20 protein-coding genes are annotated in these 25,489 nt (G+C 69.0%); 17 read left to right on the top strand and 3 right to left on the bottom strand.

The genetic code is table 11. The annotated features are described in order from the left end of the window. The first annotated feature begins 44 nt into the window (after positions 1-44). The 5 genes from H8S61_RS03460 to H8S61_RS03440 all read left to right on the top strand — a co-directional run bounded on the left by H8S61_RS03460 (position 45) and on the right by H8S61_RS03440 (position 5,686). Positions 45-926, top strand: a complete 882-nt coding sequence (locus H8S61_RS03460; protein ID WP_154332178.1) for an electron transfer flavoprotein subunit alpha/FixB family protein — start codon at positions 45-47, stop codon at positions 924-926. A 248-nt stretch (positions 927-1,174) separates the two neighbouring features. Continuing rightward, on the top strand, positions 1,175-2,470 hold the full coding sequence (locus H8S61_RS03455) for an FAD-dependent oxidoreductase (protein WP_186937954.1): 1,296 nt from the start codon (positions 1,175-1,177) through the stop codon (positions 2,468-2,470). Further along, entirely contained in the window at positions 2,467-2,766 is a 300-nt protein-coding gene (locus H8S61_RS03450) for a ferredoxin family protein (protein WP_160942287.1), read from the top strand. The genes H8S61_RS03455 and H8S61_RS03450 overlap by 4 nt, the downstream gene beginning before the upstream one ends. A 418-nt stretch (positions 2,767-3,184) precedes the next feature. Then, positions 3,185-3,673: a DUF1269 domain-containing protein gene (locus H8S61_RS03445; protein WP_160942288.1), complete on the top strand. Its 489-nt coding sequence runs from the start codon at positions 3,185-3,187 to the stop codon at positions 3,671-3,673. Between the two features lie 303 nt (positions 3,674-3,976). Then, the gene (locus H8S61_RS03440; RefSeq protein ID WP_186937953.1) at positions 3,977-5,686 is read left to right on the top strand and encodes an FAD-dependent oxidoreductase; all 1,710 of its coding nucleotides are present in this window, start codon (positions 3,977-3,979) and stop codon (positions 5,684-5,686) included. A gap of 10 nt (positions 5,687-5,696) precedes the next feature. On the opposite strand, the gene H8S61_RS03435 is transcribed toward H8S61_RS03440, so the two are convergent. Further along, positions 5,697-6,647, bottom strand: coding sequence for a LysR family transcriptional regulator (locus H8S61_RS03435; RefSeq protein ID WP_186937952.1), 951 nt, complete (start codon positions 6,645-6,647; stop codon positions 5,697-5,699). Between the two features lie 176 nt (positions 6,648-6,823). On the opposite strand from H8S61_RS03435, the gene H8S61_RS03430 reads away from it, so the two are divergent. Next, entirely contained in the window at positions 6,824-7,402 is a 579-nt protein-coding gene (locus H8S61_RS03430) for a helix-turn-helix domain-containing protein (RefSeq protein WP_160942291.1), read from the top strand. A 10-nt stretch (positions 7,403-7,412) separates the two neighbouring features. Next, positions 7,413-9,104, top strand: a complete 1,692-nt coding sequence (locus H8S61_RS03425; RefSeq protein ID WP_186937951.1) for an AMP-binding protein — start codon at positions 7,413-7,415, stop codon at positions 9,102-9,104. A 146-nt stretch (positions 9,105-9,250) separates the two neighbouring features. On the opposite strand, the gene H8S61_RS03420 is transcribed toward H8S61_RS03425, so the two are convergent. Continuing rightward, entirely contained in the window at positions 9,251-10,345 is a 1,095-nt protein-coding gene (locus H8S61_RS03420) for a hypothetical protein (RefSeq protein WP_186937950.1), read from the bottom strand. A 31-nt stretch (positions 10,346-10,376) separates the two neighbouring features. Between H8S61_RS03420 and H8S61_RS03415 the strand changes: the two genes are divergently transcribed. From H8S61_RS03415 to ribF, 9 genes are all read left to right on the top strand, one after another. Continuing rightward, a complete protein-coding gene (locus tag H8S61_RS03415; RefSeq protein ID WP_186937949.1) occupies positions 10,377-12,224 on the top strand; it encodes a GHKL domain-containing protein in 1,848 nt (615 codons plus the stop codon). Between the two features lie 229 nt (positions 12,225-12,453). After that, on the top strand, positions 12,454-12,933 hold the full coding sequence (rimP, locus tag H8S61_RS03410; RefSeq protein WP_160942294.1) for a ribosome maturation factor RimP: 480 nt from the start codon (positions 12,454-12,456) through the stop codon (positions 12,931-12,933). A gap of 17 nt (positions 12,934-12,950) precedes the next feature. Further along, positions 12,951-14,168: a transcription termination factor NusA gene (gene nusA, locus H8S61_RS03405; protein ID WP_160942295.1), complete on the top strand. Its 1,218-nt coding sequence runs from the start codon at positions 12,951-12,953 to the stop codon at positions 14,166-14,168. Positions 14,169-14,198: 30 nt separating this feature from the next. Continuing rightward, complete coding sequence (rnpM, locus tag H8S61_RS03400; protein ID WP_101722710.1) at positions 14,199-14,480, top strand: RNase P modulator RnpM; 282 nt, start codon at positions 14,199-14,201, stop codon at positions 14,478-14,480. Between the two features lie 17 nt (positions 14,481-14,497). Further along, positions 14,498-17,260 (top strand): translation initiation factor IF-2, encoded by a 2,763-nt coding sequence (gene infB, locus H8S61_RS03395; RefSeq protein WP_160942296.1) that lies wholly within the window; start codon positions 14,498-14,500, stop codon positions 17,258-17,260. A 108-nt stretch (positions 17,261-17,368) separates the two neighbouring features. Next, entirely contained in the window at positions 17,369-17,806 is a 438-nt protein-coding gene (rbfA, locus tag H8S61_RS03390) for a 30S ribosome-binding factor RbfA (protein ID WP_160942297.1), read from the top strand. An 8-nt stretch (positions 17,807-17,814) separates the two neighbouring features. Continuing rightward, the gene (locus tag H8S61_RS03385) at positions 17,815-18,828 is read left to right on the top strand and encodes a DHH family phosphoesterase (protein WP_186937948.1); all 1,014 of its coding nucleotides are present in this window, start codon (positions 17,815-17,817) and stop codon (positions 18,826-18,828) included. After that, on the top strand, positions 18,816-19,838 hold the full coding sequence (gene truB / locus H8S61_RS03380) for a tRNA pseudouridine(55) synthase TruB (protein ID WP_160942299.1): 1,023 nt from the start codon (positions 18,816-18,818) through the stop codon (positions 19,836-19,838). The genes H8S61_RS03385 and truB overlap by 13 nt, the downstream gene beginning before the upstream one ends. Further along, the gene (ribF, locus tag H8S61_RS03375; protein ID WP_186937947.1) at positions 19,822-20,745 is read left to right on the top strand and encodes a riboflavin biosynthesis protein RibF; all 924 of its coding nucleotides are present in this window, start codon (positions 19,822-19,824) and stop codon (positions 20,743-20,745) included. Before truB ends, ribF begins: the two co-directional genes overlap by 17 nt. A gap of 237 nt (positions 20,746-20,982) precedes the next feature. Here the strand turns inward: ribF and H8S61_RS03370 are convergent, their stop codons facing one another. Beyond that, the gene (locus H8S61_RS03370; protein ID WP_186937946.1) at positions 20,983-23,061 is read right to left on the bottom strand and encodes an LTA synthase family protein; all 2,079 of its coding nucleotides are present in this window, start codon (positions 23,059-23,061) and stop codon (positions 20,983-20,985) included. A 297-nt stretch (positions 23,062-23,358) separates the two neighbouring features. On the opposite strand from H8S61_RS03370, the gene H8S61_RS03365 reads away from it, so the two are divergent. Further along, a complete protein-coding gene (locus H8S61_RS03365) occupies positions 23,359-25,458 on the top strand; it encodes a sodium-translocating pyrophosphatase (RefSeq protein WP_186938147.1) in 2,100 nt (699 codons plus the stop codon). Positions 25,459-25,489 lie beyond the last annotated feature (31 nt).

Here is a 25,489-nt window from a genome sequence, read left to right as displayed (position 1 = left end):
TCCCCCGACCATCCGTTGCATACAGAAAGGCAGAGTTGATATCCATGAAAGCACTCGTTATCGCTGAACGCGCGGACGCCGCCCGGGAGCTCGCTGCTGGCGCTCGCACCATGGCCGACGAGGTCGTCCTCGTCTCCTTCGGCGAGGCCCCCGAGGCCGTCGCCGACAAGATCGCCCGCATCTCCGTGCCCGAGGGCTCCGTCGTCGACGACGCCGCCGACACCGTGATCTCCGTGTTCGACGCCGAGCAGCCGGGCGTCGTGATCGTCGAGCCGACCCGTCATATGAAGGTGATCGCCGGCAAGCTGGCCGCCCATGCGAACACCTCCGTCATCACCGACGTCATGTCCTTCGAGGACGGCGCCAAGAGCCTGTACTTCGGCGGCGTGGCCGAGCGCGTGCAGAAGGCCGCGGGCGACGTGGCCGTCTACACGGTGGGCGCGGGCGCCTTCGAGGGCGCCGAGGCCTCCGGCGCGAACGCCGTGGAGGACGTCGCCTGGGTCGCCCCGGCGAACCCCGTGAAGCTCGTCTCGTCCAGCCCCATCCAGAAGAGCGGCGTGGACCTGAACAAGGCCGACATCGTCGTGGCCGCCGGCCGCGGCTTCGCCGAGGAGTCCGAGCTCGACCTGGCGCGCGCCCTGTGCGACAAGCTGGGCGGCGGCCTGGCCTGCTCGCGCCCCCTCACCGAGGGCGTGGACTGGCTCCCCACCGAGCTGTACGTGGGCGTCTCCGGCCTCATGCTGTCGCCGAAGGTGTACGTGGCCTGCGGCATCTCCGGCCAGATGCAGCACATGGTGGGCTGCAACCGCGCCGGCGCGCTCTTCGCCATCAACAAGGACAAGAACGCCCCCGTGTTCAAGCAGTGCGACTACGGCCTGGTGGGCGACATCAAGGACGTCCTGCCGGCTCTGGCCGCCGCCCTGTAAGCCAAGCTTGCTCCCCGGGCCCTCGCGGGTCCGGGGAAGCCGGTCAGGCTGTCATCCCGAGCGCTGCGGGCGGACGCGGGACGCCGCATCCTCCCTCCTCTCCTCGACGAGACCTTCGCCAGCTCGTCGGTAGCACGAACCGCGCCCCGCGCCCGCCTCGCGCGCTCGGGATGACAGCCTCAACGGTTTGCGGCGAACGTCGCGGCACGATACTATAGTGGAAACGCACACACAAGAAAGGACAGGACATGGCTGATTTCGACGCGATCGTCGTCGGCTCCGGATGCGCGGGCGCCGTGGCGGCCTACGAGCTCGCCCAGGCCGGCAAGAGCGTCCTCGTGGTCGAGCGCGGCAACTTCGCCGGCGCGAAGAACATGACCGGCGGGCGCATCTACTCCCACTCGCTCAAGAAGGTCTTCCCGGATTTCGAGCAGGAAGCCCCCCTCGAGCGCAAGATCACTCACGAGCGCATGGCGTTCATGGATCCCACCTCGCAGATGGCCATCGACTTCACGAGCCCCGAGCTCGCCGAGGAGGCCAAGGACTCCTACAGCGTGCTGCGCGCCCCGTTCGACCAGTGGCTCGCGAGCAAGGCCGAGGACGCCGGCGCCGAGTACATCTGCGGCATCGCCGTCGAGGAGCTGCTAAAGGACGAGTCCGGCAAGGTCGTCGGCGTGCGCGCCGGCGAGGACGAGATCACCGCCGAGGTGACGATCGTCGCCGAGGGCGTGAACTCGCTTTTGTGCGAGCGCAGCCTCGGCAACCCCCGCCCGAAGGCGAGCCAGATGGCCGTGGGCATCAAGCAGGTGTTCGAGCTTCCCGCGGGCCAGATCGAGGACCGCTTCCTCGTGCCCGAGGGCGAAGGCGCGGCCATGCTGTTCGTGGGCGACTGCACGCACGGCAACGTGGGCGGCGGCTTCCTGTACACGAACAAGGACTCCATCTCGCTCGGCCTCGTGGCCACCATCTCGCTGGCCGCCGACGGCTCCAACGAGGTCCCGGTCTACCAGATGCTCGAGGACTTCAAGAACCACCCGGCCGTGGTCCCCATCATCCGCGGCGCGAAGCTCGTGGAGCACTCCGGCCACATGGTGCCCGAGGGCGGCTACGACATGGTGCCGCAGTACGTCTTCGACGGCGCGCTCGTGGCGGGCGAGTCGGCGGGCCTGTGCATGAACATGGGCTACCAGGTGCGCGGCATGGACTTCGCCGTGGCGTCCGGCCAGATGGCGGGGCTTGCGGCCGTGAAGGCGCTCGACGCGGGCGACACGTCGGCCGCGGGCCTGTCCTCCTACAAGACCGCGATGGAGAACTCCTTCGTCATCCAGGACCTGGCGACGTTCCGCAAGTGGCCCCACACCATGGAGGGCTGGTCGAGCATGTTCACCGACTACCCGGTCATGGTGAAGGAGATCTTCAACGCCATGTTCAGCGTGGACGGCGAGCCGCAGAAGCCGCTGATGAAGCGTATGATGCCCATTGTGAAGAAGCGCGGCCTGTTCAAGCTGGCCGGCGAGGTGAGGAAGGCGGTGAAGTCGCTGTGAGCAAGGTCAAGGAGATCACGGTCAACGTCGACGAGTTCCTGGCTATCGACAAGTACGAGGTGGACGAGGAGAACGCTCACATCGAGCTGGTCGAGGACCCCGACACGGAGGAGTTCCTGAAGCTCGTCCGCGTGTGCCCGGCGGCCCTGTACAAGATCGACGAGAACGGCGCCAAGTCCTTCGACTACGCCGGCTGCCTCGAGTGCGGCACCTGCCGCATCGCCTGCGAGGGCACCATCGTCAAGAAGTGGGAGAACCCCCAGCCCACCATGGGCGTGGAATACCGCTTCGGGTAGGCCGTCCCCACCATATGCAACGTCGAAGCGATGCGAGGCTCTGGCCTCGCATCGCTTTTTCTCGCGCGCTTCACGCGAAACGGGGTCGAGCAGCACAAAAATCACCGCTGTGAAGCGATCTGGATGCTGCGGAGCGCCATCGCGAGCCCTTGATGGATCGTGCGGAACATGCGACCGGGGGATTCCTCGTTGGCTGATGCTTCCGCTTCGTCGCTCGGCCTTCTCGGAGCTTCACAGCGGTGATTTTCGTGACTTCGGGGCATGGTTTCCCGTCTGCGCGCGCCGCTCCCGCCCCGAGTCGGCGCGTCTTACGCGACGGTTTCAAACGGGTGGCGGCCGGCAACGCTTCCCGCCGCTCGCGCCCGCGAGGCCTTAGAGTGGAGGCTCCAACGAACGCATCGAAAGGAGCCCCATCATCATGAGTACGCTCATCGTGCTCGGTTACCCGAGCGAGGCGGAGGCAAAGTCCGCTTACCAGAAGATCCTCGATCTCGACAACAACCTCATCGTCAGCCTGCAGTCCGTCGCCGTCGTGGCGCGTCGCGCCGACGGCAAGTACGACGTGGTCACGCCCGGCTCCAAAGTGGGCACCTCCACGGTGTGGGGCCTGTTCTGGGGCGTGCTGTTCGGCCTGCTGTTCTTCGTGCCGTTCTTCGGCGCGGCCCTGGGCGCCGGCATCGGCGCGCTGACGGGCGCCATCGTCAAGCACGGCGTGGACAAGGACTTCCAGGATCGCGTGCGCAACCTGCTGTCCACCGACGACAGCGCCGCCGTGTTCATGGTGGTCGACGAGATGACCACCGACAAGTTCATCGACGCCATCCGCCCCTTCGGCGGCGACGTGCTGCAGACCTCGCTGTCCATCAAGGACGAGGACGAGCTCAAGCACGCCCTCTTCAAGGGCTAGGCCCCGGCACCCCGGCGTCCCCGCGCACATCCCCGCACTCCGCGAAGCCGCCCTCCCGGGGCGGCTTCGTTCGTCTCGGCGGTCATCGGCTGCGGGGGGAGCGGGCTCGACGCGAGGGCCGCGCCCGCAACGAAAGGCGCGCCGCGCCGGCCGTCGGGCGATGCCCCCGTTTTCACCTATCGGCTTTCGCTATGGCACCATGCCGTTCCCTTATGCCGGCCTGGGATTATCCGATTTCCGGTATAGGCGCCGCGCCCCGTATACTCCAGATCGTAGGCACGTCCGATCGAAGGAGGGACTGGCATGAACACGGGGAAAGAATCGATGGGGATTGCAAGCAGCATACAGCTGAGCAGGCGCGATGCGATCAAGGGAGCCGCCGTCATGGGCATGGGGCTGCTGGGCGCAACGTCGCTCGCCGCCTGCGCTCCCGGCAAGGGCGGCGACGACGCCGCGGGCGGCGCCGGGGCGGGCGCGGCATCGTGGGACAAGGAGGTGCAGGTGCTCGTCGCGGGGACGGGGACGGTCGTGCATGCGGCCATCGCGTGCGCCGAGCGCGGGGCGGAATCGGTGCTCGTCGTCGAGAAGGACTCGGCGATGTTCGGCGGTACCTCCGCGACGTCCGGCGGCGGGTACGCGCTGGCGATGCTCGACTTCAACGCCGACGAGGGCATCGAGGATACGCGCGAGAAGGTGCTCGAGTACATGAAGCTCGTGGGCGACGGCCGCATGGACGAGAACGTGCAGGCCGCGTTCGTCGACAACGCGAACGAGTTCTGCCGCTTCGTCCTGGAGACGCACGGTTGGTCGAAATGGGGCCACACGAGCAAGGCGTTCGGGGATTACTACGAGCTGTACCAGGGCTCGCTCGACGACGCGTACGGGCGCGGAAGCTGGTATCCGTTCGACGGCGGCGGCCAGCCGTTGATGGCCCCTGCGCAGTGGGAGGCGTACCGGGCGTACGTCGATGCGAGCGATCGCATCGAGCTTGCGATGGGGACCTCGGTCGAGTCCCTCGTCACCGACGGTGAGGGCGCGGTCGTGGGCGCCGTGCTGTCCGACGGCACGAGGGTGAAGGCGTCTGCCGTCATCCTGGGCACCGGCGGTTTCGAGCATGACGAGGACATGCGCAGGTTCCACCTGCCGTTCCCGTACTATCGCTCGAACGGCAGCGCGAACAACACCGGCGACGCGCATCGCATGGGCGCCCGCATCGGCGCGCAGCTGGCCTACATGGACACGACGTTCGGCAACCCGTACTTCGACACGCAGAAGGAGTGGGAGCCGGGCGCGTTCCGATACGACAAGGTCGGCAGCGACGCCTTCGCGCCGCGCGGATTCCCGCACAGCATCATGGTCAACCGCAAGGGCAGGCGCTTCTGCGACGAATCGACGATGTACGACACGATGAACCGTGCGTTCGGCACCTACGACACCGGCACGCTGGAGTACGTCAACATTCCCGGCTATTGGATATGCGACAGCGCGTACACCTCCACGTTCCTGCTGCCCGGCTACGCCACGCCCGACGAGCTTCCGGAATTCGTGTTCAAGTTCGATTCGCTCGAAGAGCTGGCCGAGGGCATGGGCATCGACGAGGGAGCGCTCCTCGCCGAGGTGTCCTCCTTCAACGAGCATGCCGCGCAGGGCGCCGACCCCGCGTGGCATCGCGGCGAGAAGGCGGCGAGCGCGAACACGCTGGCCATGATGAGCGCGCTCATGTCGCTGCCCGGCGCGGAGATCCCGCAGAGCGTGCTGGGCACGGTGAGCGAGCCGCCGTTCTACTGCTGCCGCTACGTGCCGGGCATGATGGGCGGCACGCGCGGCGGGCTTCACATCAACGAGAACGCCCAGGTCCTTGACGTGGAGGGGCAGCCGATCGAGGGGCTGTACGCCACGGGCAACTGCTCGTCGGGCGTCGCGGGGTACTGGGCGGGCGGCGCCACGCTCGGGCAGGGCGGCGTGATGGGCTACGTGGCCGCGAAGCACTGCGTCGAGGCGGCGCAGCGGTAGCCGGTCTCCGTCACCGTCCCTGCTCCGAGAGCGCGTGCCGGCGAGGCTCCGTCGCCGGCACGCGTCGCAGGCACTCGTCGACGAAGCGCCGCACGGGGCTCTCGTCGTCTTGCAGATCGCCGGTTCGGCACACGAGGGCGACGGGGTGCGTCAGCTTCCTGCCGTCCACCTCGTCGAAGACCCGCACGTCCTCTCGCTGCCTCAGCAGCTCCTGGGAGGCTTTGTCCCCGCAGATGTAGATCGAGGATCCCAGGTCGACGAAGGAGAGGTTGCTGATGCTGTCCAGCGCGTTGATGCGAAACCCCAGCTTCACGTCCTCGCCCAGCAGGGATTGCACCATCTTGCTCCAGCGGTCGAAGTGGAACCCGCTGTTGATGATCACGGTCTGGCCGTTGAGGTCGCGGCGCGCGAGCCGTTCCTTGCGCGCGAGCGGGTTGCCCGCCATCATCGCGAGGAAACAGGCGTCCTCGCCGATGCGGCGGTAGGTTATGCCGATGGCGTCCCCTTCCTCGCGCAGGGCGTCCACGATCGAATAGTCCGACTCCACGGCGACGTCGATGAGGCCTTGCCGCAGGGCGTCGATGGCCGCGGTGTTCAGATCGAGGTCGACGAAGGAGAACGGCATGGATTCGTGTTCCGGGAGCATGCGGTAATGGGGAGACGACGGCGCGATGGTCGCCACCTTGACGGTGGGGGAGAGCCGGGCGGCGCGCTGGCTCTTCTCGAGCGCCTCGTCGTGGAGCTCGATGATGCGCTGGGCGTAATCGAGCAGCACGGCCCCGGCGGAGGTGAGGGCGATCCGGTTTCTCGAGCGATCCAGCAGCGGGTAGCCCAACTCCTTTTCCAGTGCGCTCATGCGGCTGCTCAGCGACGGTTGCGATAGGTACAGTTCCTGGGCGGCCTTCGTGATGTTCAGGTGCTTGGCGACCATCACGAACTCGCGCAGCGTTTCCAATCTCATAACCCCTCCTTATCCCCTCGTTCCAGTATATACGGTTCCCCCGCGCCGGTCATCGTTTGAACCCCGTTGGGCGAATCGCGCCATTTGCGCGATTCACGCTGCATTTCGGTGCAAACAAGCGATAATGGCTCCTATGCGATGAAGGAGCACATTGACTTGAGGAGGGGGAGCGCGGTATGGCAGATGAGAACAAACTCGGGGAGAAGATCGTCACCCTTCGGACGGCGCACCACCTGTCGAGCCAGGACCTGGCGGATCGCTGCGGATGCGACGTCTCGGTCATCGAGGAGCTCGAGGCCGGCGAGCTGCCGCCCTCGCTCGCGCCGCTCATCAAGATCACGCGCGCGCTGGGCGTGCGCCTCGGCACGCTCATGGACGACGACGAGAACCTGGGCCCCGCCTACATCGACCGCGCGCAGATGGAGGAGGTCGCGAAGGTCAAGACGCTCGAGACGGCCAGCGACGCCGGCGATCTGAGCTACTTCAGCCTGGCCGCGGGGCGTCCCTCGCGCCACATGGACCCGTTCGTCATCACGGTCGACCCCTCGGGCGCGACCGACCACGAGCTGGTGGGGCACGAGGGCGAGGAATGGCTCTTCGGCATGGAGGGCTCCATCGAGATCGAGTACGGCAAGGACGTCTACGTGCTGCATCCGGGCGAGAGCATCTACTACGACTGCATCGTGCCGCATCAGGTGCGCGCCCACGACGGCCAGAAGGCAAAGTTCCTGGCCGTCGTGTACACGCCGATCTAGAGGGGGCGACATGACGACCGACGAGAAGAACGAGCCCGTCCCGGGCGATCCCGACTACCCGCTGCATTCCGAGAAGACTATCGGGCGCTACTTCCGCGACCAGGCGGCAATCGACCCCGACCACGAGTTCGTCGTGTACCCCGACCGCGCGCTGCGCTGGACGTACGGGGAGTTCGACGAGCGCACCGACAACCTGGCGCGCGGCCTGCTGGCCATCGGCATGCGCCCGGGTGACCACCTGGGCGTGTGGGCGCGCAACATCCCCGACTGGTTGACGTTCATGTACGCCACGGCCAAGATCGGCGTGGTCATGGTGACGGTGAACCCCGTGTACAAGAGCCACGAGCTGGATTACGTGCTGAAGCAGTCCGACATGAAGGCGCTCTGCGTCATCGACGCCTACCGCGACGTGGACTACCTGCAGACCATCCGCGAGCTCGTGCCCGAGACGCTCACGCAGCAGCGCGGCTACCTGGAGTCCGAGACGTACCCGTTCCTCAAGAACGTCATCTACATGGGCCCCGAGAAGCACCGCGGCTGCTACAGCGTGCCCGAGCTCGTGCTGCTGGGCCAGCACGTGCCGGCCGACGCGCTCGCGGAGGCGGAAACCCATTTCGACAACAACGACGTGGTGATGATGCAGTACACGTCCGGCACGACGGGCTTCCCGAAGGGCGTCATGCTCACGCACCGCAACATCCTCAACAACGGCTTCTACATCGGCGAGGGGCAGAAGCTGGGCCCGGACGACCGCGTGACGCTGCCGGTGCCGTTCTTCCACTGCTTCGGCTGCGTGCTGGGCGTCATGGCGAACCTCACGCACCGCTCCACCATGATCATCGTGGAGGAGTTCGACGCGAGCCTCGTGCTGCAGGCCATCCACAAGGAGCGCGCGACCAGCGTGTACGGCGTGCCCACCATGTTCATCGCCGAGCTCAACCACCCCGATTTCGACACGTTCGACCTGTCGAGCCTGCGCACGGGCATCATGGCCGGAAGCCCCTGTCCGCCCGAGACGATGCGCGAGGTCATGGACAAGATGTTCATGAAGGAGATCACCATCTGCTACGGCCTCACCGAGACGAGCCCCGTGTTCACGCAGACGAGCGCCGACGACGACATCGAGCACAAATGCGAGACGGTGGGCCGCAAGCACCCGCCCGTGGACGTGCGCGTGATCGACCCCGCCGACGGCCGTATCTGCGCGCCGGGAGAGCCGGGCGAGCTGTGCTGCAAGGGCTACAACGTGATGAAGGGCTACTACAAGATGCCCGAGGAGACGGCGCGCGCCATCGACGCCGACGGCTACCTGCACTCGGGCGACCTCGGCACGGTGGACGAGGACGGCTACTACCGCGTCACCGGGCGCATCAAGGACATGATCATCCGCGGCGGCGAGAACGTCTACCCGCTCGAGGTGGAGAACTTCCTGCTGACCATGCCCGGCGTGCTGGACGCCCAGGTGGTGGGCATCCCCGACGCGAAGCTCGGCGAGCTCGTGGGCGCGTTCGTCCGCGTGCGTCCCGGACATGAGGGCATGACCGAGGACGACGTGCGCGCGTTCGCCATCCCGCGCATCGCGCGCTACAAGGTGCCCAAGCGCGTGTTCTTCGTGGACGATTTCCCCATGACCCCGTCCATGAAGGTCCAGAAGTTCAAGCTGCGCGAAATGGCCGAAGAGCTGGTGAAGTCCGGGAAGTAGGCGAGGCGCCGCGCGCTCGTGGAGCGGGCGGCGCCCCCGTTTCCGCCGAAGCGCGGCTCGTCGCGGCGAGTGGGCGTGCGCGAGGATTCTGCTCGCGCGGAAGACGACCGCACGGCGACGTCAGCGCGGCCGCAAGCGGCGCGCGTTCAGGGACGCGTTTTGCGCGGGCGCTCCGAACGCGCTCGCCGTGCGGCGAGGGCGCCTCCGGCGAGGGCCACGGCGCCGGCGGTGACGCCGACGGCCCACGCGAAGCCGGGGATGCGCCCCTCGCCGTCGGCCTCGGCCGCGCCTGCGCCTGCGCCTGCGGGCGCGGCGCTCGAAGCCGCGGCGCCGCCCTGCGCGGCGGGCGCGGGCGCGCCCTCGTCCGCGGACGCGCCGCCCTCGACATCCGCCCCGCCTTCGCCGCCGTTTCCGCTCCCCGTCGCGTCCTGGCCGGCCGACGGCGCGCCGCGCCGCCGGGCCGCCTCGGCCTCCTGCGCCGCGGGCGCGACGTCCTCGGGGGCGCCCGCGGGGTCCACGCGCTCGCTCTCGCCCTGGCCCACGCCGCCGCGGTTGCCGCCGCTGTCGCCGCCGTCCGCCTTCGGCGGGTTCACGACGCTCGGAGGCTCCGCTCCGGGCCCGTCAGGATCGTCGGGATCGTCGGGATCGGGCTGCGGGTCGGGGAGCCATTCCTCCTCGTAGGCGAACAGCGCCGGCGCGAACGCGGTGGTCGTCCGCACGCCGTCCTCCCGCGTCACCGCGGTCGCGCGCAGGTAGAAGTCGCGGTAGTCGACGGCGTCCGATTCGACGTGCACCGTGCAGTAGCTCACGATCGTCCATTGGTCGTCGGCGTACACGGGGACGAGGGAGAGGCTGCCGTCGGGCGTGTTGTACTCGCCCCAGCCGTCGTCCCAGGCGAGCGTGCCGAGGGGCTCCCACGCATCGGGCTCGTCGGCGTACGCGCGCTCGATGGCGAGCGTTTCGAGCGATCCGGGGAGGCGCCCTTCCTCGTCGAGGATGGGCAGCGCGGGCAGGAACAGGATCGACAGCGTCCCGACGTCGGGGATGATGCGGACGATCTGCCCGAACGGCTCGTCCACGCGGTCGATGCCGTCACCGCCGTCCCCGCCGACGCCCCCGACGCTCCCGACCCCTGCGAGGGCGAGCGCGCTTCCGCCCGGCAAGGCCAGCGCGGCCGCGAGCCCGAAGGCCAGCGCGCACGCGAGCGCGCGGCTGGGGCGTTTTCTGGTACCATGCTGCACGGAGGCTCCTCGTCGTTGCGGAAGGTGGCATATGCCGGTTCGTGCGCTCTGTCGCGCGGCAGCTCCCGCAGCAGCGATCTTCCTGCTGGCGGGATGCCTGTTCGCGTTGACGTACTACCATGATAACAAATACCTCGCGCCGCCCCCGTACGGTTCGGACGGCGTCGTCGAGATCTCCGACGCCGACCTCGCGCGCCCCCTCGCGCTCGTGGACGGATGGCTGCTCTCCGTCGACGGCGGGCCGCGGACCGAGACGTTCATCGGCCAGTACTCCAACTTCTCCTACGCGCCGGGCGGCACCTCCGCCTTCGGCAGCGCCTCCTACGAGCTCGCCCTGCGCTACGTCGGCGCCCAGGACGAGCGCGCGCTCGTCCTGCTGGTCCCCGAGGTGTACGGCGACTACGCGCTGTACGTGGACGGCGTCGTCGCGGCGTCGAGCGGCGACGGCGCGGACGTGGGCATCGTGGTGGACGGCGACACGCGCCTGCGGCTCGAGGTGGTCAACGACGCGCACTACTACAGCGGGCTGTACTACCCGCCCGTGCTGGGCACGGCGCAGGAGGTGGCGAACGTCGTGTTCGCGAACGCGCTGGGAACCTGCGTGCTCGTGCTGGGGCCGCTCGCCGCGGCGCTGTTCGCGCTGGCCGTGCGCCGCAGGCGCGACGGCGACGCGCTCGTGCGCGACTTCGGCGTGCTGTGCGCCGCCTTCGCCGTGGCGGGGGCGCACGGGGCGGCGTGGCGCCTGGGCATCGCCGGGGCCTGGTGGTACGCTGTGGAGGACGCGGCGTGGGCCTGCGTGCTCGTGGCCGCCGTGGCGCTGGCCGCGCGCGCCGCGGGCCTGCCGTGGACGCAGGCGCGGCGCCCGGCCGCGCGCTGGGCCGCCCGCGCGCTGTGGGCGCTGCCGGCCGTCACGCTGGCCTGGGCGCTGGCCATCCCCGCGCTGCCGACGTCCATCGAGGCGTACGGCCTGTTCCAGACCGTCGCGCGCGCCGGCTGCTGGGCCCTGTTCGTGGGCTGCGCCGTCGCGGGCGCGCTCAACCGCAGCGCCGAGGCGCGCTTCGTGCTGTACGGCTGCGCGGTGCTGGGGGCGGCGCTCGTGGCGAACCTGCTGGACAACAACGCCTACGAGCCGCTGTACGGCCTGTGGCAGAGCGAGTACGCGGGGCTCTTCCTCGTGGGCATCTTCGCCTGGATGCTCGTGGGGCGCGTGCGCCGTCTGCGCGCCGCCGGCGAGCAGGTGCGCGACCTCGAGGTGCAGGTGCGCGCGGCCGAAACGAGCGTCAGGCACCTGCGCAGCGGCGAGGAGGCCACGCGTGCCGCGCGCCACGACCTGCGCCACCACGTGGGGACGCTGCGCCGGCTCGCCGACGCGGGGGAGTGGGAGCGCTGCCGCGACTACCTCGACGAGCTGGGCGAGCTGCAGGACTCCGAAGCGCCGCTGCGCTACGCCGACAACCTCGTGGTGAACGCGGTCATGGCCGCCTACCTGTCGCCGGCGCAGGCGGCCGGCGTGCGCGTGAGCTGGGACGTGCAGGTGCCGCCGACGCTCGGCATGAAGAGCACCGAGCTCGTCGTGCTGCTGTCGAACCTGCTGTCGAACGCCGTGGAGGCGTGCGAGCGCGCCCGCGCCGCCGGGGCGCCCGCGCCGTGGCTGGCGTTCTCCATGCACGAGCGCGACGGCCGCCTGGCCGTGCGCTGCGAGAACGCGGCGCCGCCCGGCGCGGCGTTCGGCGCCACGAGCAAGCCCGACGCGCGCAACCACGGCCTGGGCCTGCCCGCCATGCGCCAGATCGTCGAGCGCCACCGCGGCGCGCTGCTCGCCGACGTCGAGGACGGCACCGCCGTCGTCCGCATCGCCCTGTGCTTGGACGACGCGTGAAAAATGTGGTGAACTTGCGGGCTGCCTGATGAGCGCACTAGGCAAAGCGCAGTTGATATGGTATAAATGCAGGGCACGACAAAGAAGCAAGCGCGTTTTCGCGCACCATACTTTCGACACATTGAGAAAGTGGGCTTGTTCCCGCTTTCTTTGTTTGTAAGGGCTCGCCGCCCCGCGCGGCGGCGGTCATGGGGCGGCGAAGCGGAACCGAACGGGAAGGAGGAGGCGCGTGCTCAGCAAGAAGGAACAGCAGCTGCTCGACGCGTTGGCCCCCCGGGCGGAGCGGGAGGGCGTCGAGGTCGTCACGGTCGAGGTCGCGGGCGCGAAGAAGGCCCCGACGATTCGCGTGTTTATAGACACGCCCGACGGCGTGAGCTTCGACGAGCTGTCCTCCGCGCAGGCGTGGATCAACGATCTCATGGACGAGCTCGACCCGTTCCCCGGGGCGTATACGCTCGAGGTGTCGTCGCCCGGCATCGACCGGCCGCTGCGCACCGTGGAGCACTTCGCACGGTTCGCGGGCGACACGGCGGTGCTCAAAACGCAGCCCGTGGACGGTCGCAGCAGCTGGACCGGCACCATCGTGGGCGCCGAAGGCGACGCGGTCACGCTCGACGTGGACGGCGCCGAGGTGCAGATCCCGATGAACACCATCAAGCGCGCCCATCTCAAGGGCACGATCGATTTCAGCTCGCAGACGAGCATCTGAGGAAAGGAAGCGAAGACGTGGCAAGTTCAGAACTGATTGAGGCGTTGCAGGCGCTGGCCCATGAGCGCAAGATCGACGAGTTCTATCTCATCGAGCGCCTCGAGGCATCGCTCGCCAAGAGCTACCAGCATATCCTTGATCTCGAGTGGGATGCCCGCGTGACCATCGACCGTCAGTCGGGCCATATCTACGTGTACGAGCTCGTGCCCGTGGGCGAGCCCGACGAGGAGACCGGCGAGTACGAGGAGTTCGAGGAGCGCGACGTCACCCCCGACGACGTGAGCCGCATCGCCGCCCAGAACGCCAAGGGCGTCATCGCCTCCATCGTGCGCGAAGCCGGCCGCCAGTCCATCTACGAGGAGTTCTCGGACCGCGTGGGCGACCTCGTGACGGGCACGGTGCTGCAGGGCACGCCCGACTTCACCATCATCAAGATCCGCGACGGCGTGGAGGCCGAGCTGCCCCACTACGACGTGAAGCGCAACCCCAACGAGCGCAACGAGCGCCCGGCCAACGAGCACTACCGCCACAACCAGCGCCTCAAGGTGCTCATCATCGAGGTGCGCGACCCGAACTCCGACGCGCCGAAGATGCGCGGCGAGCAGGCGCGCCCGGCCATCGTGGTGTCGCGCACGCATCCGGACCTCATCCGCCGCCTGTTCGAGATCGAGGTGCCGGAGATCTACGACGGCATGGTGGAGATCAAGTCCATCGCCCGCGAGCCCGGCGCCCGCTCCAAGATCGCCGTGGCGTCGCGCGAGGCGAACCTCGATCCCGTGGGCGCCTGCGTCGGCCCGAAGGGCAGCCGCGTGCGCATGGTGGTCGAGGAGCTGCGCAACGAGCGCGTCGACGTCATCCAGTGGGCCGAGGATCCGGCGGTGTACGTGGCCAACGCGCTGTCGCCGGCGAAGGTGACCCGCGTGGTGGTCGACGACGAGAACAACTACGCCACCGTCGTGGTGCCCGACGACCAGCTGTCGCTGGCCATCGGCAAGGAGGGCCAGAACGCCCGCCTCGCCGCCCGCCTGACGGGGTGGCACATCGACATCAAGAGCGCCAGCTTCACGGGCGAGTCGCTGGCCCCGATGGACAACATGCTGATCGACGAGGAAGAGGCCGGCGACGACGAGGCCGGGCTGTGCGCCTACGTGGGCGAGGACGGGGTCCGCTGCCGCAACCATGCCCGCCCGGGCAGCCGGTACTGCGGCGTGCACGCCGACCTCGACGAGGCGTAGGCGAGGGTTACCGAGAGAGGGCGGCCTGGGATGACGACGACGGCGACGAAGCGGCAGCGCAGCTGCATCGCATGCGGGAAGCTGGCCGGCAAGGCCGAGCTCATGCGCATCGTGCGCGATCCGTCCGGCGCCGTGTCGTTCGACAAGACCGGCCGTGCGCCGGGCAGGGGGGCGTACGTCTGCTCCGAGGAGTGCTTCGCCGCCGCATGCAAGAAGAAAAAGCTCGACCGGGCGCTCAAGGCGACGCTCGGCAGCGATGAGTACGACAGGATCGCCGCCGACGTCGCTTCGGCTGCGCGCGAAGCGAGATAGAAGTAGAGGAGTGGTATATGGCCAGCATGCGAGTACATGAGTTGGCGAAGGAATTCGATATGTCGAGCAAAGAGCTGCTCGACAAGCTGCAACAGATGAAGATCCCCGCGAAGAGCCACGCGAGCATGCTCGCGGACGCCTACGTCGACAAGATCCGCAAGAACCTCGAGCCCGAGATCAAGCAGCGCGCCGGCCAGCTGGAGGACGAGGAAGCCGCCAAGCTCGCCCAGGAGCGCGCCGAAGCCGAGGCCAGGAAGGCCGAGGAGGAGCGCGCCCGCCGCGAGGCCGTGGAGCAGGAGCGCGCCGCCCGCGAGGCCGAGCGCGCGCAGCGCGCCGAGGGCTCGCCCGACGACGAGCACGCGCTGGGCGCCGACGGCTCCGACAAGCCGAAGAAGGCCCCGGGCTCCTCGCCGTTCGAGAGCCTGGCGAGCCAGATCGAGAGCGAGAAGGAGCGCGTCGCCCGCGAGGCCGCCGAGGCCCGCGCCCGTGCGCGCCAGGCCAAGATGGCCGCCGAGGTGGCCAAGAAGCAGGCCGTGGAGGAGGCGCTGCGCAACCGCAACGCCAAGGGCGCCAAGAGCGCCTCGCCCGCGGCCGCTCCCAAGAAGCCCGCGCCGGTGCTGGGCGCCAAGAAGCCCGCGTTCGACTCGCTGCTGTCGCAGATCGAGGCCGAGAAGCAGCGCATCGAGGCCCAGAAGCAGGCGGCCCCGGCCGCCCGCGACGCCGCGCGCAAGGGCTCCAAGCCCGAGCGCCCGGCCAAGAAGGGCAAGAAGGGCGGCCATGTCGAGCAGATCGTTCCCGAGCTCGAGCAGCAGGCCTCCCAGCCCGAGGACCGCTACGCGCAGATGGCCGTGCAGGCCGAGAAGCTGCAGCGCGACAAGGTGCTGGCCGAGGCCCGCGCCGCCGTCGCCGCCGCCTCCACCCACGAGGGCGAAGGCCGCCGCAAGAAGCGCAAGGAGAAGCGCGAGGCCGAGAACCGCGAGCGCATGGAGCTCGAGGCCATCGAGAAGGGCCTCGATCCCACGCTCGTGCTCGACGACTCCGTCGTGGAGATCCCCCAGGGCGCCACGGTGGCGAAGTTCGCCGAGATCCTCGGCGTGCAGCCCAACGACATCATCAAGCGCCTGTTCATGCTGGGCCAGGTGCTGACGCTCACGCAGTCCATGGGCGACGACCTCGTGGAGCTCATCGCCGACGACATGGGCCGCAAGGTGCGCGTCGTGTCGCCTGAGGAGGAGTACGCGGTGGTGTACCACGACAAGGACGAGGACCTCAAGCCCCGCCCGCCCGTGGTCACCGTCATGGGCCACGTCGACCACGGCAAGACGTCGCTGCTCGACGCCATCCGCGACACGGGCGTCGTGGCCAGCGAGGCCGGCGGCATCACCCAGCACATCGGCGCGTCGGTCGTCGAGATCGACGGCAAGCAGATCACGTTCATCGACACGCCGGGCCACGAGGCGTTCACGGCCATGCGCGCCCGCGGCGCCCAGGTCACCGACGTCATCGTTCTCGTGGTGGCCGCCGACGACGGCGTCATGCCGCAGACCGTCGAGGCCATCAACCACGCGAAGGCGGCCGAAGTGCCCATCGTGGTGGCCGTCAACAAGATCGACAAGCCGGGCGCGAACCCCGACCGCGTGCGCCAGGAGCTCGTCGAGTACGGCGTCATCCCCGAGGAGTGGGGCGGCTCGAACATGTTCGTGGAGGTGTCGGCCAAGCAGCGCCTGCACATCGACGACGTGCTGGAGACCATCATCCTCCAGGCCGACGTGCTCGAGCTCAAGGCGAACCCCGACGCCGAGGCCTCCGGCTTCGTCATCGAGGCGAACCTCGACAAGGGCCGCGGCCCCGTGGCCACCGTGCTCGTGCAGCGCGGCACGCTCCATCCGGGCGACGTCGTGGTCGCCGGCACGTCGTACGGCCGCGTCCGCGCGCTCGTCGATCCGCACGGCAAGCACGTCGACGAGGCGCTGCCCGCAGACCCGGTGGAGATCCTGGGCCTCAACAGCGTGCCCGTCGCCGGCGACGAGTTCCGCGTGTTCGAGGACGAGCGCGACGCCCGCAAGCTGGCCGAGGAGCGCGCGCTGCGCGCCCGCCTGGCCGAGCAGGAATCCAAGAGCCACATGAGCCTGGACGACCTGTTCAACCGCATCGAGGAGGGCAAGCAGACCGACCTGAACCTCATCGTGAAGGCCGACGTGCAGGGCTCCATCGAGGCGCTGCGCGACGCGTTCGAGAAGATGGACCAGTCCGAGGTGCGCATCAACATCGTGCACTCGGCCGTCGGCGGCATCACCGAGACCGACGTCACGCTGGCCTCCGCCTCCGACGCCATCATCATCGGCTTCAACGTGCGCCCCACGGGCAAGTCGAAGCAGCAGGCCGAGAAGGAGAAGGTGGACATCCGCCTGTACAGGATCATCTACCAGGCCATCGAGGAGATCAACGCCGCGCGCGTGGGCCTGCTTTCCCCCGATATCGTGGAAGAGGACACCGGCGTGGCCGAGGTGCGCGAGACGTTCAAGGTGCCGAAGGTGGGCACGATCGCCGGCTGCTACATCATCGACGGCGAGATCCACCGCGACGACAAGGTGCGCATCGTCCGCGACGGCACCATCATCTTCGAGGGCGTCATGGAGTCGCTGCGCCGCTTCAAGGACGACGTGAAGTCCGTGAAGCAGGGCTACGAATGCGGCATCGGCATCCACGGCTACCAGGACCTCAAGATCGGCGACCATATCGAGGGCTACACCGTCAAGGAAGTCGAGCGCACGGAGTAACCGTTCGTCGCCACTGCGTACACCAGCGCGCTCGCCGGTTCATCCACGCTACACTGGATGCGGCGGGCGCGTTTCGCGCAGACCCCGATAACGGTAAGGAGACGCATCATGAAACAGAGTTCATCGAATCGCAAGGTCAACGAGCAGGCACGCGAGATCATCGCCGGAATCCTGCTGTTCGAGATATCCGACCCGCGCTTGGAGCTGGTCACCATCACCGGCTGCGAGGTCAGCTACGACCGCAGCGTGTGCAACGTGTTCTACACCACCGAGCCCGAGCGCTACGAGGACGTGGCCGCGGCCTTCCAGAAGGCGTCCGGCCGCATCCGCTCGCTCATGGCGAAGCAGCTGTCGTGGCGCATCGCGCCGGAGCTGCGCTTCCTGCTGGACAAGAGCGTGGACGAGGCCGAGCGCATCGCGTCGGCCCTCGAACGCGACGCCGCACGCAACAAGGTGACGGCGCCCACGGACAGCGACGTGCCGGCCGACGCCGACATCATGGCCGACCGCGAGGCCGAGGCCCAGTCGGCGGCCGACGACGAGTAGGAGACCCCATGACGGTCACGCCCCAGACGAACACCGACCTCGGCTCCATCGCCGAGGCGTTGCAGGCCCATGACGACTTCATCATCTGCGGGCACGTGAGCCCCGACGGCGACTGCCTGGGCTCGCAGCTCGGCCTGGCCGCGGCCCTCAAGGGGCTCGGCAAGCGCGTGACCTGCCTGCTGGCGTCGGACGAGCCCATCGACGAGCGGCTCGGCTTCCTGCCGGGCGCGTCCGAGCTGGTGCCGGCGGCGTCCTTCGACGGGCGCGCCCGCACGTTCGTCGGGGTGGACGTCCCCACCCGCGAGCGCGTCGGCGAGGCGGCCGCCGCCCTGCGCGACGGCTGCGAGCTGGCGATAACCGTCGACCACCACGCGGTGGACACCACCATGTCCGACCTCGTGTACGTCGACCCCGCCGCCGCGTCCACCACGATGCTCGTGTGGGAGCTCGCCGACCTCCTGGGCGCGGATCGCGCCGGCGACGTGGCGCTGTGCTGCTACACGGGCCTCGTCACCGACACGGGCCGCTTCCAGTACCAGAACACCGACGCGGCCGCGATGCGCGCCGCTTCCGAGATGGTGGAGGCGGGGGCCGACCCGGCGTCGGTGTCGCGCGCCATCTTCCAGAACCGCACGCTGCCGTCCGTGCGTCTCGAGGGCGTCGCCGTAGAGCGCATGGCGTTCGGCGCAGGTGGGGCCTACGCGATGAGCTGGCTCGTCGCCGAGGACTTCGCGGCTGCCGGCGCGGTGAAGGCCGACGCCGAGCCCATCATCGACGCGCTGCGCTCGGTGGCGGGCGTGCGCGTGGCCTGCATGCTGCGCGAGCAGGGCGACGTGGTGCGCGGCAGCCTGCGCGCCAAGGACGACACCGACGTGGCGGCCATCGCGCGCTCGTTCGGCGGGGGAGGCCACGTCGCCGCGGCCGGGTTCACGCTGTCCTGCACCATGGACGAGGCGCGCCGCCTGGTCGACGAGACGCTTGGGGCGACCTTCGCCGCAGACGAGGGGGCGTGCCGCGCGTGAAACGGGGGTTATCGGGGCTGTCGCTGGTCGTCGGGGTGAACAAACCCGCCGGCATGAGTTCTCATGACGTGGTGAACCGCTGCCGGTCCATCTTCGGCGAGCGGCGCGTGGGGCACACGGGCACGCTCGACCCGATGGCCACCGGCGTGCTTCCCATCTGCGTCGGGCCGGCCACGCGCCTGGGGTCGTATCTGACCGGGCACGACAAGCGCTATCGCGTGTCCATCGCGTTCGGCGCCGGCACCGACACCGACGACGCCGCCGGCCAGGTGGTGCGCACGGGCGAGGTGCCCGACCGCGTGCTCGACCCCGAGTTCGCGGCCGCGTTCGTGGCCGGCCTCGTGGGCAAGCGCAAGCAGATGCCGCCGGCGTACTCGGCCATCAAGGTGAACGGGAAGAAGTCCTACGAAGCCGCGCGCGCCGGCAACATCATCGACCTCGCGCCGCGCGACATCGAGGTGTACGATGCGCGGCTGCTGGGCGTGCGCGAGGGCGACGGCGAGGAGCTGCCCTCGTGGGACGTGTCGTTCGAGGTGTCGAAGGGCACCTACATCCGCGCGCTCGCCCGCGACGCGGGCGTGGCGCTGGGCTGCCCGGCGCACGTGGGCGCGCTCGAGCGCACCGAGCTGGGGCTGCTCGCGCTCGACGAGTGCGTGAGCCTGGAGACGTTGGCCGAGCTCAAGGACCGCGCCGCGCTCGACCCGGTGCGCCTGCTGGGCGTGCGGTTCTCCTACGCCCAGGACGAGCTGGCGAAGAAGGTGGCGAACGGCGCGCAGCTGCCCGCTGCCGAGCTGGGGCTGTTCGAACGGAGAAGGACGACGTCGGCAGCCGAGATGTGCGCCTGCACCGCAGGCGTGCGCGAAAGCTGCGAGCCGCCGCGCGACGGCGAGCTCGTGGCCGTGTTGACGGACAACAAGCTCGTCGCGCTGTACGCGTTCGACGAGGGGCGCGCTCGGTTCGAGACGCGCTGCGTGTTTCAAACGGGGGTGTCTCGTGGCAGAGATATATAGGGTCGACGCATCGTTCGACCACGGGTTCTTCAAAGGCACGTCGTGCGCGTTCGGCGTGTTCGACGGCGTGCATCGGGGGCATCGCTTCCTGCTCGACTGCGCCCGCGCCACCGCGGCCGAGAGCGGCGGCGCCAGCGTGGCGCTGACGTTCGACATCGATCCCGACGAGGTGTTCCATCCGGCGCGCCTCAAGAAGCTCATGACGAACGAGGAGCGCGTGCTCATGCTGGCGGACAGCGGCGTCGACGCCGTCGCGGTGCTGCCGTTCACGCGCGACTTCGCCGCGTCGTCGCCGGAGGAGTTCCTCGTGCAGACGTTCGACGGCACCGTGCCGTCGTGCTTGCACGTGGGCTACGACTTCAAGTTCGGCGCGCGGGCGGCGGGCACGGTGCGCGACCTCGACGCATGGGCTGCCGAGGGCGGCACGGACGTGCAGGCGCACGACCTGAAGAGCGACGACGGCGCGCCCATCACGGCCACGCGCATCCGCCTGCTGCTGGCCGACGGCGACATCGAAGAGGCGAACCACCTGCTGGGACGCCCGTACTTCATGACCGGCGTCGTGGAGCCGGGCCGCGGGGAAGGGGCCGACCTGGGCTTCCGCACCGCGAACCTCACCGTGCCCGACCAGATGAGGCCGCTCGGCGACGGCGTGTACGCCGCCTACGCGCACGTGGACGGCGCGCGCTACAAGGCCGCCGTGAACGTGGGCGTGGCCGCCACCTTCGCCGACCGCGCCACCGCCACCTGCGAGGTGCACCTCCTCGACTTCTCCGGCGACCTCTACGGCAAGCCGGTCAAGGTGGAGTTCCTACACTGGCTGCGCGAGATGCGGAAGTTCGACGACTTGGACGAGCTCGTGTCCACGGTGAAAGGCAACATAGCCTGGGTCAGGGAGAACCTGTAGCCTTCTTCTTCGGGTGACCCGGCTTTCGGGGCGGCTGCCGCTTCTTTGGCGCGGCCCCATCTCGTTTTTGGCGCGACGACGGGGCGGGATGCGTGCGGCTCGCGTCGCGTCGATCGCACGCCGCGCCCCGGTCGAATCGGCGCGGATGCCCGTGCCGAACCGCACACCTCTCCCCGCGCCAGAGGGGGAGGGTCCCGCACCGAGGAGAGGGGCCGAGCGCCAAAAGGGGGAGCCCCCTCACTCCCGGTCGCCGAACGACAGAAGCCACTCCGAATCCTTGTTGAACAGGTTGTCGTACTGCACCGTCGCGTAGGCGCGCAGCGCCTCGAGCACGCCGGCCTCCTCTTCGTCGCCGAAGCCGTGCCAGGCGCCGTCGGCGGTCAGGAAGCCGTTGAGGTTGATGGCGGGGATCGCCTCGCGCACGGCCAGCAGGAAGCGCTGGTAGCTCGTCGTGGGCAGGCCCGCGGCCTCCACCAGCTTCGATCCCAGGTAGTTGAGGCTCGTGCGCCCGTCGGCGCCGCCGTCCAGCTCGTGGACGCCCTGCGCCCGGGCGGCGTCGTTCGCCCAGATGAGGTACGGCACCGTGTAGCGCTCCTGCACGGCCTCGAGCCCCAGGTCGTCGGCCGTCGCGCCGTCGTGGGTGGCCTCGAACAGCCAATCGCTGAAACCGGGCTGGTGGTCGCCGAAGAAGCACAGCACCACGGGCCGGTCGAGCGCATCGAGGCGATCCACGAGGTAAGCGAGGTCGCGGTCGGCCTGGCGGATGACGCTCGCGTACTCGTCGAGCTCCGAGGACGTGCTGCCGTCGCCCAGCGGCACGCTCACCGCGAGGTCGTCGGACAGGCCGCCCACGTCGTAGCCGCCGTGGTTCTGCAGCGTCACGTCGAAGATGAACTGCGGGTCCTCGTCGGCTTCCAGCAGGTCGAGCACGTAGTCGTACGTCGCGCGGTCGGTGGTGAGCCCGCGCAGCGTGTCGGCGTCGGCGAAGGCGTCCTGGTCGGCGAACTCGTCGAAGCCCAGCTGGTCGTACACGCGGTCGCGCCGCCAGTTCGTGCTCTCGGCGGGATGGATGGCGTGGGTGCCGTAACCGAGCGAGTCGAAGTACGACACGAGGCTCTCGGCGCCGTCGAGGTCGTACAGCACGTACGGGTACACGCCGCCGCCGAGGTGCCCCATGCTCGAGCCGGTGAGGAACTCGAACTCGCTGTTGCACGTGCCGCCCCCGAGCGCCGACACGTACGCGTCGCCCGCCTCGAGCGCCTCGGCGGCGATCTCGTAGTAGTGCGCGGGGCGCGCGTCGGTGCCCGCGAGGCCGGGGTAGCGCGAGAGGTCCGAGAACGTCTCGTTCATGATGGCGATGACCGTGGGCGCCTCGGCTCCTTCGTCCGCGTCGGGCGCGTCGCCGCCGAGCGAGCCGAGCAGGGTCGCGACGTCGTCGGCGTCGTAGCCCTCCGGACGCTCGGGGCTCAGGTCCTGCACGCGCTTGAGGAAGCACAGCGCCGACCCCTGCTCGGCGTACGACTCCTTCACGCCCCACACGTCCACGGTGCACGCGTAGGCCTCCTCGATGTCGGACGACGCCACCCACCAGCCGAAGCAGCCGGCCAGCGCCAGCGCGCACGCGCCGTTCGCCATGGCGCGCCGCGGCGTGGCGGCCACCTTCGGCAGGTAGGCGACGGCCGTCGAGGCGGCGGCGAACGCGACGATTGTCTCGAGCAGGCGCGCGTCGAGCGCGAACGTGTAGCCGGCGCCCACGGAGGCGGCCGTCGACAGCGCGAACAGGTCGGCGGGCACGATGGGCTGGCCCTTGAACAGGATGACGAAGTGGTTCGCCACGCCCGCGACGAGGCAGGCCGCCAGGAACAGGACGACGGCGCCGCGCGTGCGCTGGCCGGCCGCGTACACGATGGAGAACAGCGCGCCGAGCACGCACAGGTTCACCGCCGCGTAGTAGGGGCTCATGGCGAGCAGCTGGTCGTTCCAGGGACGTTCCAGCAGGTAGAAGCCCACGGGGATCGCGAGCAGCACGACGAGGGGCCGCGCGAGGCGCCAGGCCTCCCGCGCCCGCTCCGAGCGCCCGGTGCGGGCCAGGAACGCGGCGGCGCAGCCCAGAAGCGCGCAGACGGCCAGCGCCGCGGCGAACCAGGGCGCGTCGGTCAGGCCGCATGCGGCGTAGACGGCGAGACCCGCGGCGGCGAGGGCGCACAGGGCGGCGCCGACGAGGTCGCCGCGCGTGGGGGATAAGCGAACGCGCAGGTCGGAACAGAACGCAGCGGCCGCGGAGAGCGCCGGTTCAAGGCGCTGACGAACGGTCATACAGAACTCCTCTATATATATGCAGGCAGTGATCGTCTCAAGTATAAGGGGTGCATGATACCGGTTCCCGCGCGATCACGCAGGGGGGCCTGCGAGCGGTCGTCGGGCTTTCGGGCGCTGACCGGGCGATTCGACCCAAGCGACAAAAAACTGTGATTCCGGCTTCACATTATCTGCAAATATCCTACAATAGTGCAGTTGCATGCGACTTTCCCGCTTAGAATGCCCGGCGAAAAGGTCGCATAGTTGTATTCGTACGGGAAAAGGAGGATTCAAGTGACGCTCCAAGTCGCATGGATGGCCCCCATCTGCGCCTTAATCGGCATCTGCGTGGCGGGCTACCTCGGATCATGGGTTCTGAAGCAGGACCCGGGTCCGGAGAAGATGAACAACATTTCGCTGAAGATCCAGCAGGGCGCCAAGGCGTTCCTCATGAGCGAGTACAAGCTGCTCGTCATCTTCATGGTCGTCGTGGCCGTGGTCATGGCCGTCGCGCTGTCGCCGATCACGGCCATCGCGTTCGTGACGGGCGGCGTGCTGTCCGCCCTGGCCGGCTACATCGGCATGCACGTGGCCACGCGCGCCAACACGCGCACGGCCTACGCCGCCGAGAAGTCCGTGGCGGCCGCGCTCAACGTGAGCTTCAAGTCGGGCCTCACCATGGGCCTGTCCGTGGCCTCGTTCGCGCTGCTGGGCCTGAGCCTGTGGCTCATCCTGCTCGTGTTCGGCGTTGACTCCTTCGACCTCATGCACGAGCACGTGGGCATGGTCGAGGGCTTCGCCACCGGTGCATCGGCCGTGGCGCTGTTCGCCCGTGTGGGCGGCGGCATCTACACGAAGGCGGCCGACGTGGGCGCCGACCTCGTGGGCAAGGTCGAAGCGGGCATTCCGGAGGACGATCCGCGCAACCCGGCCACCATCGCCGACAACGTGGGCGACAACGTGGGCGACGTCGCGGGCATGGGCGCCGACCTGTTCGAGTCGTACACCGGCTCCATCCTGGCGCCGACCATCCTGGCCACGACGTTCGCCGCGCTCGGCTACTTCGGCGCGTTCGGCAGCATCGACGCCACGTGGGCCATCGTCGTGCCGGTGCTCATCGCCGGATGCGGCATCATCACGTCCATCATCGGCCTGCTCGCCGTGCGCACGAAGGAAGGCGCCGAGCTGCACAAGGCGCTCAACCGCGGCACGTACCTCGCGGCCCTCATCGAGGTCGTCGCCATCCTCGCGATCTTCTTCGTGTGGAACGGCCAGACCGTCGACTCACAGCCCATCTGGCTGTTCGGCTCCGTGCTGTGCGGCCTCGTGGCCGGCCTGCTCATCGGCAAGACCACCGAGTACTTCTGCTCCGACGCCTACAAGCCGGTGCACCAGATCGCCGAGGCCTCTGAAACCGGCCCGGGCACGAACGTGATCCAGGGCCTGTCCACGGGCATGCTGTCCACGATCATCCCCATCCTGCTCGTGGCGTTCGCCATCATCGGCGCGTACACCTTCGGCAACATGGCGTTCCCGAACGCCGACGACATGGGCGGCATCGCCGTCGGCCTGTTCGGCGTGGCGTTGGCGGCGACGGGCATGCTGTCCAACACGGCCATCACCATCGGCGTCGACGCGTACGGCCCCGTGGCCGACAACGCGGGCGGCATCGCCGAGATGGCGGGCCTGCCCGAAGAGGTGCGCGAGCGCACCGACGAGCTGGACTCCGTGGGCAACACCACGGCCGCCATCGCGAAGGGCTTCGCCATCGCGTCCGCGGGCCTGTCGGCCATCTCGCTGTTCGTGTCCTACCAGGCCACGATGCACCATGCCATCCCCGAGTTCGAGCTGACGCTCACCGACCCGCTCATCATCGCCGGCATCTTCATCGGCGCCATGATCCCGTTCATGTTCGCGGCCCTCACCATGGGCGCCGTGTCCCGCGCGGCCCACGCGATGGTGGAGGAAGTGCGCCGTCAGTTCCGCGAGATCAAGGGCATCATGGAGTACGAGGCCGAGCCCGAGTACGACAAGTGCATCGCCATCTCCACGTCGTCCGCGCTGCGCGAGATGATGCTGCCGGGCATCCTGGCCGTCGTCATCCCCGTGGTCATCGGCTGCTTCAACCCGGCCATGCTGGGCGGCTTCCTCGCGGGCGCCGTGTCCACCGGCATGCTGCTGGCCATCTTCATGTCGAACGCCGGCGGCGCGTGGGACAACGCGAAGAAGTACATCGAGAAGGGCGCGCACGGCGGCAAGGGCTCCGAAGCCCACAAGGCTGCCGTCGTGGGCGACACGGTGGGCGACCCGTTCAAGGACACCTCCGGTCCGTCCATGAACATCCTCATCAACCTCATGACCATCGTCTCGCTGACGTTCTCGCCGCTGTTCATCTTCGTGCAGAGCATGTTCTAAGCGCGATCTGAACGCCGCGCCGACCGTTGCG

Source organism: Eggerthella hominis (assembly GCF_014287365.1).
GTDB lineage: Bacteria > Actinomycetota > Coriobacteriia > Coriobacteriales > Eggerthellaceae > Eggerthella > Eggerthella guodeyinii.
The sequence above is the reverse complement of the archived record's forward strand: the minus strand, read 5'-3'. Positions and strand labels throughout refer to the sequence as shown.